The following is a 13,394-nucleotide window of genomic DNA, read 5'->3' as shown; positions in this document are numbered from 1 at the left end:
ACTTATGTGTTTCCAGTTCCTGACATACCGACCTTTTCCTCAGTACAACTGTTTTCATGTTCTCCTTTTTCTCTTCCCTTTCATATCTTTTTGCATGGTTTAAATACTGCCGGCACCCTTCAAACCATCCTTTTTTTGGATTAACTATATTATAACATCTCATTATGCGTCTATAAATATCCATATATTTGCGTTTTTATACCTTTATGCAATATTTAGGAAAATAATTTGAAGTCACCTTGCATTATGGTATATAATGAAAAAAACATCCCATCCCGAAAGGAGCCAGGTATCATGAGTGATATTTTATTTTCTGTATTTCCGAATGAAAATTTCATAGACTTAAGCCTCTACCAGTTCGGCTGGGAACACTGCGCCCCGGCACATTCTTACGGACCGGCTGCCCGCAACCATTTTCTGTTCCACTATGTCATCTCGGGAACCGGTACACTGATGGCAGATGATGCGAAAGGTATGACACAGACTTATCAGGTAAAAAGCGGTCAGGGGTTCATGATCTTTCCGCAGCAGATCAACACCTATATTTCCGATGCAGAATATCCCTGGGAATATGTCTGGCTTGAATTTGACGGGCTCCGTGTGAAGGAAGCCATAGAAATCGCAGGACTTGGCCGTGATAATCCTGTCTACCACGCGCATTCAAAGGACCTGCGTCAGGATATGATGAACGAAATGCTATACATTGCCCAGCACGGAGACGCGGCTCCGTTTCATCTGATCGGGCACTTATTTCTGTTTCTGGACTTTCTGACCCGCTCGGCCGCCTCCATGCACCTCAACCAGGGCGGGCGGCTGCGTGACTTTTATATACGCGAAGCACTCGCTTTTATCGAGCAGAACTTCCAGAATGACATCTCCGTCGAGGATATTGCTACAACATGCGGCCTGAACAGGAGCTATTTCGGAAAGATCTTCAAAGATACAGTAGGAAAATCCCCTCAGGAATTCCTGCTGAACTACCGCATGGCAAAAGCAGCTGAACTGCTGAAGCTCACCACACTTTCTATCGGTGATATCAGCAATGCGGTTGGCTACGCAAATCAGCTGCATTTCTCAAGGGCTTTCAAAAATGTATACGGGCTCTCTCCGCGAAGCTGGAGAAACCAGAACCAGGTAATCCGGCAGGATTCCAGTCAATGACACCTTGCCCCGCTCATGGCACAGCCTATGTTTCCATCCCCTTTACGCATGACCGGAACATCTGTGCCATAAACCGGGCCATATCCTCAGGCTCTGCCTGAAATCCGCTCTCTGCCCACTTCTGTATGGTGCCTGCACAGCCGTTGACGATAAATCCATACAGCCATTCCAGTTTCTCCTCCCCTATATCCGGATACAGCTTTTTCCAGTCCCCCAATGAATCCTCCTCCGCAAAATACATCAGCTTCCGTAAGAACTCCTTATCCCCGTATTTTCCGAACATCGCCCTGCAGAGTTCTTCATTTTCCCTGATCTTCTTAAGAATCTCTATAGGCAGTATTCCCGTATAGTCCTCCTGCACCATATTGCTGGCAGAATCCTGCACATCCCGGTAAAACTCCTCCTCGATCTTGTCCAGCAGATCATATACATCCTCATAATGGGCATAGAAAGTCGCCCGGTTAATATCTGCCATCCCACAGATCTCTTTCACAGTAATCTTCCCCAGCGGTTTTTCCGACAGAAGCTTAAGAAAACTGTGCCGTATCATATTCCTCGTGTACCTGACACGCCTGTCCAAATCTGAATTTTTCATAAACAATCAACACTTCTTTCTAATCTGTTGTCTAACTTACGTTTCACAAAAATCTGATGGTTGTCAACTTCCCCTGCCTTTATTATATTTTAAGTAAGAACAGAAAGCAACGCCGTGTTGTATATCTGTAAACATCTGTAAACAAAACTCCATTTATTCAGAACCAAGGAGGCGCTGATCATGAAACACACACAATATATCGTAACCGGAGCTGCCGGACACCTCGGCAGCCATATAGCAGCCGGACTTTTGAAACAGGGATATCCTGTCCTGGGCCTCATCCTGCCGGATGAATTGCAGGATGTGCCGGACCCTCCCCCAGGACTTTCCTATATCGCAGGGGATGTCCGTGATCCGGAAACAATGGAAATGCTGTTTACTGCGGCATCAGAAAATCTGCATGAAGCCTCCACCGGGAAGCCCGGTGTCGTGCTGATCCACTGTGCAGGCCTCATTTCCATCTACGGCGGCCCGACCCCTGCCGTGTATTCCGTAAATGTAGGCGGAACGAAGAATGTCGTAGACGCCTGTATCCGCCACCATGTAAAGCGTCTGGTCTATGTCAGCAGTGTCCACGCTATCCCCGAAACACCGGACCAGACAATTATATCCGAGATCAGGACTTTCTCCCCTGACGACGTAACGGGCTACTATGCCAAGACAAAAGCAGAAGCAACCCAATACGTTTTAGACAGTACCAAACGCGGACTCGATGCCGTGGTGGTACATCCGTCCGGCATCATCGGACCTGCCAGACACCCTTCCGGCAGCATGCTTCACATGATCGCCCATTATACACAGAAGGGGATGCCTGTAGCCGTACGCGGCGGATATGATTTTGTCGACGTGCGCGATGTCGCATCCGGAGTAATCAAGGCCTCCCAAAAAGGAAGATCTGGAGAGTGCTACATCCTCTGCAACCGGTTTGTCACGCTTAAAGAACTCTTCGGGGAACTCTCAGCAGCTACCGGACAGAAAAGGCCACGGATCTTCCTCCCCGCATGGATCGCCAAATGTGCGGCGCCTTTTGCACAACTGCACTACAAATGCTGGAAAAAAACGCCTGTTTTCACACCATATGCCATGTATACACTGACATCCAACGGGAACTTTTCACACGAAAAAGCAAGCAGGGAGCTGGGATATCATCCCCGCCCCCTGCACCAGACCATAGCCGACATGATCAGGCAGATGAAGAAAGAGAAGCGTTAACTCCCGGGCAGCACAGCCAGCGCCTGGCTGCCCATCTCCCGGTAACGCTCTTCTACTAACGCTTTCTCATATCTGGTCCCCCCGGACTTTTCCAGTGGGTCATTAAAATAATAGTACTCACGATCCACACCGACAAGCAGGAGACAGTGTTCTTCTGCCGGCCAGATATACTCTTTTCCGGTCTCCAGAATGGTCCAGCTGCGTCCTTCATAGCTCGGCTGCATACCAATCGTGGCCCAGAGGATCACAGGGATTCCATTGCCGATATATTCTTTGCATATATTCTGCAGTGTCATCCCTGTCAGGTCCTTCACCCGTTCTCCTCCCGCCGCCTCCACAAGCGCATCATGTATCACCGGGGCAAAGCAGCCAAAACCATTTCCCCTCGGATCACCGATAAAATAATAATAAGGACTGTTCCCGTAATATTGCCCGTCCTTCCAGTAATATTTCCCAATCCTCAGATACTGGTCTATAAATTCATCCACAGTAATGTCAACCCCTGCATACGACAGAGCCATCACCGAAGTCACGCTCTCACATCCTGTCGGGTAGTCGTCCTGATTCATAAAAGGAACCGTTATTATCCTGTCTGTCTCCCCCGTCCCGGAAGAAGCACCCTTTTTCCCACCGTCCATATAACTGCCTCCTGCACCAGATTGATCATTTTCTTCCTCCCCGCCGTTTCCTGCCGCCGCAATCCGTGATTGTGCATGTTTATCCATATGAACCGCCTTCGTGTAAAAAATACTGAGCACCGCAATACTTATATAAAGAGCGAGTCTGACCAGCTGCATCCTGTGCCCGCCGTCTCTCCTGAATTCTGACATATGCACTCTGATTTTTGCTTCTTATAACTATTATAATCGGCAGGGGTTGTACTCTATGCAGGCTTATTTTATAATCAGGTTATTACACGGGCATTGCCAGATGGAAAAATAATGGCTCAGAGAAGGGGGAATTATCTGTATGAGCAAGAAAAGAGTATGCGATAGATATATTATTCTCGAAACATTATTTTACTTACATTCTGGAATCATTGGGGCAACTTATATTTTATACTTTTATGATTTGGGTTATAGTAAATTTGTTACAAATATTATTACAAGCGTATTTAATGTATTTGTATTTATATTTGAAATACCAAGTGGCTCACTCAGTGATAACAGAGGAAATAAAAGTGCATTAATTATATCAGGTATAGCATTATCGTCTTCAATGGCACTTTTTTTGTATGCTGGTAATATTTCAATACTAATATTGGGGCAGATTTTCTGGGGGATTAGCTATGCTATGCAATCGGGCGCCTTAGAAGCCTGGGTAGTTAATACGGCAGATTTGGATGATAACGAATTGGATGCAGTTTTTTCTAAAAGTGCTAAAATTCGAAATTTTGTTATGATATTAGGAGGGGTTATAGGAACTTTTATTGCAAAAGCTGGCTTAAGGTATATTTGGATTATCCCTTTGATAACTGCTATAATTTATACACTATTGGTTTTACGATGGGTAAGAAACAAACAGTTGAATCAAAGTAAAATTCATACTTGTAATTTCAAAATAAATGTCAGATCAGAGCTAAAGGGGAGTTTTATTACAATATATGATACGATTCGAAAGGGAGACTCGATTAAAACGATTCTACTTTTAAATATGGGCGTAGCATTTGTAATCTCACCATTATTTACATACTGGTCACCTTATATTCTCCAATTAGGAGGAGGAGAGTTAGGTGTTTTGGCATGGATGTGGATATTCATTAAAATTAGTATGACCGCCGGAAATGCGTTATGGGAACATCTGCACAAAAAATATAATAGAATACAGGCATTGTTTGTAATATGTATATTATTTGGCTCAATATTTATAATTGCAGCTATCAATAGTAATCTTTTAGTGGGATTTGCGGTGATTATAGGGATGGAAATATTGCTTGGAGTGCTTGACCCTATTCAAAAAGCTCTGATAAATAAATATATTGACTCGGATAATAGGGCAACAATGCTATCTGTGAACTCAATGGCAGAAAGGGTTGGAGGGTGGATATCCCTCGTTTTAATGGGAATTTTAGGTGATGTATTTTCAATTGGTATTACTTGGATAATAGCTGGAGTAACTATGCTGTTTCTATGTATATTTATATCTAAGCTTAAAAGGAATCCAAATTAGTCAGAAGATGTGCAGCTGGCAAACAATTCATTCAAACCTGCCCTTCCATCAGTTCCAGCTGCCCTCCCGCAAGTCTATACACCTTCTCCACGCCTTCCAGCTTTTCAATGAATGTGATTGCACCGCTTTTGATACATGCATCAACCACATCTTCGTGAGATGCTGCCCCACCGATATTCACGTTTTCCTCTATTGTTCCCTAAAAAAGGTATGGCTTCTGGCTTACTACTGCAATCCTGTTCCTGATTATTTTAGGTTCCAGATTCTCGGTCGGAATCCCGTAGAATTTTATCTCGCCTTTCTCCGGGTGATAAAAACCCAGAATCAAATCCAGCATCATGTTTTCCCTGTAAGAATCCATCATCCTTCCCTGCAATTTTTCAAAATCTGGATTCTTTTTCTGGAAAAATAGAGTACCACTAGAAATTTTACGGGGATCAGCAGTGTAATCATCAATGCTAGTTTCCAGTCCAGTATCGATAATCCCACGATTCCTCCCACAATCTGCAGAATTGAAGAGATGGAAAATGTCGTAATCTGGTCTGCCGCAGAAGCCATATTGCTGATATCACTGCTGATCGTGTTTGCAATCTCCGCACTTCCTTTTTCATCATAATAACCGATATTCAGATTGTCCATTTTCCAATACGCTTTTCTGTAAAGGGAAAATGTCAGCCCGTTATGCCTCCGACATCTCAACTGCGGCGCCCCCTTTTTTGGCGGTGCCAAGTATTCTGACGACAGGCATCTTGTTTTTACCATTGATGAGTCCTCCGTCATTTTTTCCTTGACGACAGGGACTTGCTTAACTGCCTCTTCGAGGCCGTTTCCGAGGTCATTAAGAATCTTTTTCTTTCCCTCAACAAATCCAAAACTTTGTTCCCGGCTTTCTCTGTGTCCTCCATACTTTCGGCCGCCCTCTCGAATGGAACCCTCATTATATCCATTGTCTCCTCTCTGAAGGCGGATTCTGGCATACAGTTAACTATTTCAACTATTCCTACCTCCGTAAATCCTTCCAGACTGTTCTCCTCAATCATCTGGAAAAACGAATCGGTCCTTCTTTTAAGACGGTTAAATCCACTATTTATAAGACACTCTTTTTCAATATGTGATGCAAACGAATTTGACACTTTTTCTCCGTTACGATGTTTTGGCCGTGTGGGGACAACAGTTTCCTTATACAATCACAACAATTCGAGGTCAAAAAAATACAATTGATGGCCTACTTATTTCAAAAATAATAAAAGAAGCTATAATTAATATTAACAAGCTATAAGAAATTCGAGTGTCTGCAAAACTAATACTTGGTCTCCAGAGGGTAATTTCAGGGTGAGGTATTTAACTTTATCGGGAATAGATATTGCATCAGGATAAACAAAAATATCACAAAGGATATCCTGAGGGGGCATTTGTGTAGTAGTTCACGTCTAATACCCATGAACATTCTTCAAGAGCAAAGAGTAGGAGGTGAAAACGTAATATATTTTTCTAATTATGATTTTCTACAGGTTACTGAGATAGCATATACTAACAGTTAATAATACATCTATGTCATAGGGGCAGTTTAGTATCAAATAAAGTGTATTTTCTAAAAACAGAGAGAGGAAAATTATGGGCAAGATACTTATTAAATGTTTTGAGACACCTATGCAAAAGTATTTTTATGATCGTTTTTTTAATACTATTGTAATGGTAAATGATGAAGAATATGAGGTTTTAAAAGAGGTTGAAAAAACTGGGAAAATTCAAGACGAAGAATCATTAAGGATGTTTTTAGATAATGGATTACTGCAGGAAACAGTTATAGAAGGTATTGAACACCCAGAAACAGATAGATTAAAATTATTGACAGAACATTATATGGAGAATTTGATTTTACAAGTGACTCAACAATGTAATATGAGATGCAATTATTGCGCATATTCAGGAAATTATTTTAATCGATCACATGCATCAAATAGAATGAGCTTTGAAACAGCCAAAAAGGCAATTGATTTCTATCTTGCAAGGAGTGACAAGGCAGATGCAATATATGTATCATTTTATGGGGGAGAACCTTTATTAGAATTTGAACTCATAAAACAATGCGTAGACTATACTTTAGAGCACAAAGGGGATAAAACTGCAGGATTTCCAATGACAACAAATGGAACGCTGTTAACAGAAGAAGTTATTAAATTCTTAGTAAAACATAAATTTACTCTTATGATTAGTCTGGATGGTGATAAGGAAAGTCATGATGTAAACCGCATATTCAAAACAGGGGGCGGATCATTTGATACAATTTTAAAGAATTTAAAGGCACTGAAGAAATATGATGAAAAGTATTATAAAGAAAATGTTATGTTTAATTGTGTTATTAGTAACACAACAGATTTCGAAAGGGTCTATAAGTTCTATGCAGAGTCGGATTTGTTTACACCTGATTCTGTAAGCTTTAATTATGTAAATAAAATAGGGTTAAAAGATGACAATATCTCTGAAATCACACAAAAAAATAGACGGGTAGAACATTTGGCATATATAAAAATGGTCTTGGCAGTATTGGGGAAAAGAGAGTGGGATGCACAAAGCCGGATGGTTAGGCGACAACTACAGGATGTAGAACTCTTATATGATCAATTACATAAGCATTCACGAGAAGCTAAAAAGACACATCATGGTGGACCATGTATTCCGTCAGTCAGACGATTATTTGTAGAAACCAATGGCACTTTTTTCCCATGTGAAAGAGTATCGGAAGAAGATGAAGAAATGAGTATTGGTTCAATAAATACAGGGCTTGATTATGACAAATTGGATTTCTTTCTTAACCATGGAAAGATGATTCAAGGAAATTGTATGTCTTGTTGGAATTTAAGAACATGTACGTTTTGTCTTAGTGAGATATCAAAGGAAAATAAAAAGCTTACTGAAAATATGCTGTTTAGACAATGTGAGATATCTAAAAAGAAGACTTTGTCACAGTTTCGCAGGCTGTGTATGTTGGCCGAGTTAGGATATAGAGGGAATGAAAATTTACTTGGGTCAAGGTAGAGGAGGATATATGGAAAAATTAGTTCTTTTTCCCTTAAATGAAGATACGGAAGTTTTAATAAATAATCTAAGAAACAGTGAGCAATATCAGACAGTAGCAGTAGCCAGTTATTATGAAGATAAAAAAAGACTTGAACTACTGCAGAAAAAAAACTCTTTCTATTGTAGTACTGATTTTGAAAAGTGCCTTGGAGAAGCGGATGCTGTAGTATTTGCAGAAAACACGATGGAGTATGACTATGAGGGGTATAAGGAAAGAATAAATCAGGCTCAAAAGTCCATGAAAAAAATTTATATTAGTGTTGCATTATTAGAAAAATTGGGGCTTGATATAGAAATAGATAATTTTAATATATTACAAGAAAAGTCTTTACCACAAGATTTGGGAGAAACAAAGATTAAGGAAATAGATATTCCTATAATATCTATTATGGGAATGGGAGAAAACTGTGATAAGTTTAATCTGCAGGTGAAGGCAAAGGAAGTGATAGAAAAAAAGGGGTATAATGTATTAGCAATTTCTTCAAATGTTCTTGGGAAGTTTCTGGGAATGGAAGTATTACCGGGATTCTTATATTCTAAAAATATGTCCTATCCAGAAAAAATCAAGTATTTTAATGTATGGGTTTATCAGTTACAGAAACAAAAGAAAGCAGATGTGATTCTCTTGGGATGTCCAAGTGGAATTTCAGAGTTTGAGGATTATGAAACCAACTTTTATGCCGAAATTCCTTTAATCATTTCTAAAGCTATTAGTATAGATGCTGGCTTACTTACCTTATATGCCAATATGGGACAAAATGCTGAAACTATTAAGAAATTAAGTGATTTTTTAATGGTTAGGTTTGATACCGAGGTGAAAGAATTTGTAGTTTCAAAACAGTATTTTAAGGCTGATTATGAATGTCAAAGGATAAGATATTATAAAATATGTGAAAGGGATGATTCCCAATTTAACATAAATGATACGACAGGATATCATATTTCTTATATTGAGAATGATTTAGAAGTTGAAGATCAAGTTAAAGCAATAATAAATAAATTAGAAAACAATTTTCATGTAATTTAAGTGAGGAGAGGCATGGATAAATTATTGAGAAATGTAATATTGAAGTATTCAGGTATTGCATTGGAAAGTGATAAGCAAAATTTGCTGGATTTGCCCGTTTATGAGGAAGTTTGGGTATATATAATTATTGAATTGGAAGAGAAACATAAATTACCTATGCTGCAGGTGATGGAGGAGATTAATAGTAGTGAGTTTAATTTAGAAACTATATGTAAAAAATTAGAGTTGGCTTCCTAATAAAAAAATTAAAAAACAGTGAAACTCGTATATAGAGCCAGTGTTGCAGAAATTAATTCTCCTAGTACGAAAGGAGGTTAATAATATTAGGGAAGGAGGTAAAATATAATGAAGAAACTCGAAAAAAAGTTCAGAAAACATCGTTATACAATTGAGTCATTTGATTGTTCGTGCGGATGTCCATGTCCTTGCAATTATTGTGCTGCAACATATGTAGCACAGCGTAATGCTGATAAAAATAGGATTTATAATGCGGCAGATAATGCTATAATGGCTTCCTAATGTCTCACCAGATTTTAACTTATGTATTTGTAAAGAAGGTTGTCTAATACGTATATGTATTAGACAACTTTAATAGTATTACTCAAAACAAAGTAAAAATAGCTAGATGAAATGGAAAGGGAATAACTTCGCTTGAGAGGAGGACTGTTATGAAAAAAGTAGTTTTATTAATCATGATGTTATGTATGGCACTTACGGGGTGCCAAAAAACACCTGATAAAAGCTCTGTAGTCAGTAAAGCAGATGGGTTGAGTGAAGATGTGATTGCAGAACCTCTGGCAAACGGCGAAAAGAGAACCCTAGATAATCCCGAGCACTGGAAGATTAATGATAAGAGAAGCAATAACAGGGTAACGATTTCTGCTGATTTAGAATTGGGGAAGATAGAAACAGGAAACCTTCCGGTTATAGAGATGAAAAATCATGAATTAGAGCAGAAAGAGCTGGAAAAATTAGTTTTATATTTTTCTGGGAATAACGATTTATATGTGCAGCAAATTTATACCAAAGACATTTACCAGAAAGTGATAGACCGGATAGAGAATAAAGAAGGTACCTATGGAGACACAACCATGTGGACTTCTCATCAGGAATTGAAAGAGGCATTAAAGACGGCCATCAAACTAGCTCCGGATATTCTGGCGGAACCAAAAAAGGCGGAAATAAAGTTTCAAAAGATAATAGATAACCCGGCATTTACAGCCGCACAAGGTTGGGCAGGCGGTAAAAAAGATGAACAAGATTCTGATGCGAAGAATTATTTTTCTGTTGACGTAGGGAGAGAGATGACGGCGCATATCGATGCAGAGCGCTATGACTCAAAGCTCGGAAACAGTAGTAAGTTCAGTTGGATGCAGGGAGCAGATATTGTAGAAGCGGCTACGATACAGAAATATAAGATGCAATGTAAGTATCAAAATGATGCAGGGTTGGATACATCAGGTTATACAGAAGGATACAGCGCTTTATTAAGTCAGTACGATGCGTGTTTAGATCAACCGGGGATTGAAGAGGAGGAGGGAAAAAAGCAGGCAGAGCAGGTTTTACAAGATTTAAATATTACGGATATGGTATGTTCCTCATCTGAAAAGATTCTGTGGTTCCCTAAAGGAGCATTTCCGGAGAGAGACTCTCTGGGATTTTGGTCAGACCATTTATGGCTGGGAAATCTGGAAGAGGCAGAAACAGGATATCAATATATTTTTTCAGCTAATATAGAAGGAATCCCTGTAAAGCAGGTGTACGGGACTATTTCAGAAAAAACAATAGAAAGTTATACCCCTCCATTTCCAGTTGAAGAAATCACAATCACTGTGACGAAGGGGGGAATTAGGAGTTTTGATTGGCAAGGAATGACTGAAGAAGTCGAGCAAATAGCTGAGAATACAGAATTGCTGTCTTTTGAAACAATACAGAATCAACTGTTGGATCAAATTTTCTATTGGTATTCCCAACAGGGACAGCCGGTAAATGATACCACATTATTTAATTACCAGATAATAAGTACAGAATTAGAATACACATATATTCCGGCTTACAAAGAGCCCAAAAATGCATGGCTTGTTCCAGTATGGGTCTTCACGGTAAAAGAAAGTGCTGGGGAAGTGGAAACAGTACAGAACTTAAGCTTTGTGTTGAGTGCCTTGGATGGCGGTGTGGTAGGCAGGACAGACTAATAAAAGATTAAAATGGGGTCAATGGGTCTGGCTTAATCAAATCTATTTTTTCCCTTCAAGTACATAGGACATCTCTTTCTGATGATCGGGGCCTACGTTGTACCAGGTTGTAACATACTCATAATCACCGGCCCTAAAGTCATCGATAATCTATGAAAGCTGTTCTTCTGACGGCTTGCGACCCCCGCAGGATACAGAGAAAAAAGCGGTCAGAAGAAATAGAAATATGACAAGCCGCTGTTCTATCAGACAATTTTGATCAGATCTCTCCTTCCATCAGCTCCAGCCGCCCTTCCGCAAGCCTGTACACCATTTCCACTCCTTCCAGTTCTTCATATCTGTGTGTAATAAATATGACTGTCTTATCCTTCAATTCCCCGCACACCAGATTCATCAGGACTTTATCGGATTCCCTGTCAAAACCTGATGTTGCTTCATCCAGAAGTAATATATCGGCTTTTTTCAATATCGCACGTGCAACCGCCACCTTCTGTTTCTCACCACCTGAAAGTTTTGCTCCATCCTGACCTGCCCGCTGCATGAACCCGTCATCCAGCTTTTCAATGAATGTGATTGCACCGCTTTTGATACATGCATCAACCACGTCTTCGTGTGATGCCGTCCCACCGATATTCACGTTTTCCTCTATTGTTCCCTGAAAGAGGTATGGCTTCTGGCTTACTACTGCAATCCTGTTCCTGATTATCTTAGGTTCCAGATTCTCGGTCGGAATCCCCCAGAATTTTATCTCGCCTTTCTCCGGGTGATAAAAACCCAGAATCAAATCCAACAGTGTTGACTTCCCACTCCCGTTTTCTCCGATAACCGCGATCCTGTCCCCCCGCTGCACCGTCAAATTCACACCGCTTAAGATAGGGGTGCCTTCTTTGTACCCAAATATCACATCCTTCAGTTCCAGAACAGGTACTTCTGCGTCCTTATCAAACCTGCTTAAACTCCCCGCATGTTCCCCACCTTCTTCCGGCTGCTCTAGAAATTCAAAAAATCGTTTCGCAGATGGCTTAATCTGCGCAAAGTAATATTTGATATTGATCAAAAAAGTGATCGGGTTAACAACATATGCACTGTATGTCATAAACGCAAATGCTCCGCCAATTGTAAACTCTCCTCTCACAATCAAAAGACCGCCTGATATATAGAGAGCAGCATTCATCAGGGCATCCAGCATAGACACACTAAACGTCCTGTATTCATCCAGCATCATGTTTTCCCTGTAAGAATCCATCATCTTTCCCTGCAATTTTTCAAAATCCGCATTCTTTATACGAAACAAGTCCCAGAGCTTCATTTCCCGTATACCATTAATGCAGTCACCCAGCCAGCCGAAGAACACCCGGTTATTTTCTATCAGGCGTTCAAAAGCTAAATTCTTTTTTCTGGAAAAATAGAGTACCACCAGAAATTTTACGGGGATCAGCAGTGTAATCATCAGTGCCAGTTTCCAGTCCAGTATCGATAATCCCACGATTCCTCCCACAATCTGCAGAATAGAAGAGATGGAAAATGTCGTAATCTGGTCTGCCACAGAAGCCACATTGCTGATATCACTGCCGATCGTGTTTGCAATCTCCGCACTTCCTTTTTCATCATAATAACCAATATTCAGAGTGTCCATTTTCCAATACGCTTCTCTGTAAAGGGAAAATGTCAACCCGTTATGTATATTGGAAAAAAGTCGTGTCTGTATCACTTCTGTCACTTGGACAATCACGGAGATGCCGACCAGCACTCCTGAGAAAATAAGAATGCACTCCATATCTTTCGCTACCATCCCCTGGTCTGTTATCCTTCGGATAACCAGCGGCTGTAAAAAAGTCATAAATGAAGTGCAAACTAAACATATGAAAATACCCGGGAAATACTTTTTGTATGCGAGAAGCAGCCCGCAGACCCGCCTCCAGATTTTACTGTCATTCTTCCTTTTTTCCATATT

At 40.4% G+C, this 13,394-nt stretch carries 13 protein-coding genes and 1 pseudogene; 8 read left to right on the top strand and 6 right to left on the bottom strand.

Annotation, left to right across the window (positions count from 1 at the left end; translation table 11 throughout):
- Positions 1 to 294 precede the first annotated feature (294 nt).
- Entirely contained in the window at positions 295 to 1,161 is an 867-nt protein-coding gene (locus tag A8806_RS09200) for an AraC family transcriptional regulator (protein ID WP_109730902.1), read from the top strand.
- Positions 1,162 to 1,186: 25 nt separating this feature from the next.
- Here the strand turns inward: A8806_RS09200 and A8806_RS09195 are convergent, their stop codons facing one another.
- The gene (locus A8806_RS09195; RefSeq protein ID WP_109730901.1) at positions 1,187 to 1,756 is read right to left on the bottom strand and encodes a TetR/AcrR family transcriptional regulator; all 570 of its coding nucleotides are present in this window, start codon (positions 1,754 to 1,756) and stop codon (positions 1,187 to 1,189) included.
- 180 nt (positions 1,757 to 1,936) lie between these two features.
- Here A8806_RS09195 and A8806_RS09190 point away from each other — a divergent pair, with 180 nt between their 5' ends.
- Positions 1,937 to 2,968, top strand: coding sequence for an NAD-dependent epimerase/dehydratase family protein (locus A8806_RS09190; RefSeq protein WP_109730900.1), 1,032 nt, complete (start codon positions 1,937 to 1,939; stop codon positions 2,966 to 2,968).
- Here the strand turns inward: A8806_RS09190 and A8806_RS09185 are convergent.
- Entirely contained in the window at positions 2,965 to 3,798 is an 834-nt protein-coding gene (locus tag A8806_RS09185; RefSeq protein ID WP_109730899.1) for a C39 family peptidase, read from the bottom strand. The two genes, A8806_RS09190 and A8806_RS09185, sit on opposite strands and share 4 nt — an antisense overlap.
- A 139-nt stretch (positions 3,799 to 3,937) precedes the next feature.
- On the opposite strand from A8806_RS09185, the gene A8806_RS09180 reads away from it, so the two are divergent.
- The gene (locus A8806_RS09180; protein ID WP_109730898.1) at positions 3,938 to 5,137 is read left to right on the top strand and encodes an MFS transporter; all 1,200 of its coding nucleotides are present in this window, start codon (positions 3,938 to 3,940) and stop codon (positions 5,135 to 5,137) included.
- Positions 5,138 to 5,168: 31 nt separating this feature from the next.
- On the opposite strand, the gene A8806_RS26620 is transcribed toward A8806_RS09180, so the two are convergent.
- From A8806_RS26620 to A8806_RS26610, 3 genes are read right to left on the bottom strand one after another with little or no spacing between them, the layout of a single operon-like run.
- Positions 5,169 to 5,318 carry a hypothetical protein gene (locus A8806_RS26620; RefSeq protein WP_242996020.1) on the bottom strand — a complete coding sequence of 50 codons (150 nt, stop codon included), beginning with the start codon at positions 5,316 to 5,318 and terminating at the stop codon, positions 5,169 to 5,171.
- A gap of 18 nt (positions 5,319 to 5,336) precedes the next feature.
- Complete coding sequence (locus tag A8806_RS26615) at positions 5,337 to 5,501, bottom strand: P-loop NTPase family protein (protein WP_242996018.1); 165 nt, start codon at positions 5,499 to 5,501, stop codon at positions 5,337 to 5,339.
- Positions 5,498 to 5,776: an ABC transporter transmembrane domain-containing protein gene (locus tag A8806_RS26610; RefSeq protein WP_465220389.1), complete on the bottom strand. Its 279-nt coding sequence runs from the start codon at positions 5,774 to 5,776 to the stop codon at positions 5,498 to 5,500. Before A8806_RS26610 ends, A8806_RS26615 begins: the two co-directional genes overlap by 4 nt.
- A 55-nt stretch (positions 5,777 to 5,831) precedes the next feature.
- On the opposite strand from A8806_RS26610, the pseudogene A8806_RS27190 reads away from it, so the two are divergent.
- The 5 genes and pseudogenes from A8806_RS27190 to A8806_RS09150 form a co-directional block, all read left to right on the top strand.
- Positions 5,832 to 6,228 (top strand): annotated as a pseudogene (locus tag A8806_RS27190) (transposase); the annotation flags it as partial.
- Between the two features lie 523 nt (positions 6,229 to 6,751).
- Positions 6,752 to 8,176: a Cys-rich peptide radical SAM maturase CcpM gene (ccpM, locus tag A8806_RS09165; protein WP_109730897.1), complete on the top strand. Its 1,425-nt coding sequence runs from the start codon at positions 6,752 to 6,754 to the stop codon at positions 8,174 to 8,176.
- Positions 8,177 to 8,186: 10 nt separating this feature from the next.
- On the top strand, positions 8,187 to 9,245 hold the full coding sequence (locus A8806_RS09160; protein WP_181368640.1) for a TIGR04066 family peptide maturation system protein: 1,059 nt from the start codon (positions 8,187 to 8,189) through the stop codon (positions 9,243 to 9,245).
- Between the two features lie 12 nt (positions 9,246 to 9,257).
- Positions 9,258 to 9,482 carry a hypothetical protein gene (locus tag A8806_RS09155; RefSeq protein ID WP_109730895.1) on the top strand — a complete coding sequence of 75 codons (225 nt, stop codon included), beginning with the start codon at positions 9,258 to 9,260 and terminating at the stop codon, positions 9,480 to 9,482.
- Between the two features lie 431 nt (positions 9,483 to 9,913).
- Entirely contained in the window at positions 9,914 to 11,440 is a 1,527-nt protein-coding gene (locus A8806_RS09150) for a DUF6034 family protein (protein WP_109730894.1), read from the top strand.
- A gap of 259 nt (positions 11,441 to 11,699) precedes the next feature.
- On the opposite strand, the gene A8806_RS09145 is transcribed toward A8806_RS09150, so the two are convergent.
- Positions 11,700 to 13,391, bottom strand: coding sequence for an ABC transporter ATP-binding protein (locus A8806_RS09145; protein ID WP_109730893.1), 1,692 nt, complete (start codon positions 13,389 to 13,391; stop codon positions 11,700 to 11,702).
- Positions 13,392 to 13,394: the final 3 nt, after the last annotated feature.

The sequence above is a fragment of the Faecalicatena orotica genome (assembly GCF_003149245.1).
In the GTDB taxonomy this organism is placed as follows: Bacteria; Bacillota; Clostridia; order Lachnospirales; family Lachnospiraceae; genus Faecalicatena_A; species Faecalicatena_A orotica.
The sequence above is the reverse complement of the archived record's forward strand: the minus strand, read 5'-3'. Positions and strand labels throughout refer to the sequence as shown.

Coding starts and splice junctions, on each gene's coding strand:
- A8806_RS09195 (WP_109730901.1), bottom strand. CDS start 1,756: ATGAAAAATTCAGATTTGGACAGGCGTGTCAGGTACACGAGGAATATG.
- A8806_RS09145 (WP_109730893.1), bottom strand. CDS start 13,391: ATGGAAAAAAGGAAGAATGACAGTAAAATCTGGAGGCGGGTCTGCGGG.
- ccpM (WP_109730897.1), top strand. CDS start 6,752: ATGGGCAAGATACTTATTAAATGTTTTGAGACACCTATGCAAAAGTAT.
- A8806_RS09150 (WP_109730894.1), top strand. CDS start 9,914: ATGAAAAAAGTAGTTTTATTAATCATGATGTTATGTATGGCACTTACG.
- A8806_RS09180 (WP_109730898.1), top strand. CDS start 3,938: ATGAGCAAGAAAAGAGTATGCGATAGATATATTATTCTCGAAACATTA.
- A8806_RS09200 (WP_109730902.1), top strand. CDS start 295: ATGAGTGATATTTTATTTTCTGTATTTCCGAATGAAAATTTCATAGAC.
- A8806_RS09160 (WP_181368640.1), top strand. CDS start 8,187: ATGGAAAAATTAGTTCTTTTTCCCTTAAATGAAGATACGGAAGTTTTA.
- A8806_RS09155 (WP_109730895.1), top strand. CDS start 9,258: ATGGATAAATTATTGAGAAATGTAATATTGAAGTATTCAGGTATTGCA.
- A8806_RS09185 (WP_109730899.1), bottom strand. CDS start 3,798: ATGTCAGAATTCAGGAGAGACGGCGGGCACAGGATGCAGCTGGTCAGA.
- A8806_RS26610 (WP_465220389.1), bottom strand. CDS start 5,776: ATGGACAATCTGAATATCGGTTATTATGATGAAAAAGGAAGTGCGGAG.
- A8806_RS09190 (WP_109730900.1), top strand. CDS start 1,937: ATGAAACACACACAATATATCGTAACCGGAGCTGCCGGACACCTCGGC.
- A8806_RS26615 (WP_242996018.1), bottom strand. CDS start 5,501: ATGATGGATTCTTACAGGGAAAACATGATGCTGGATTTGATTCTGGGT.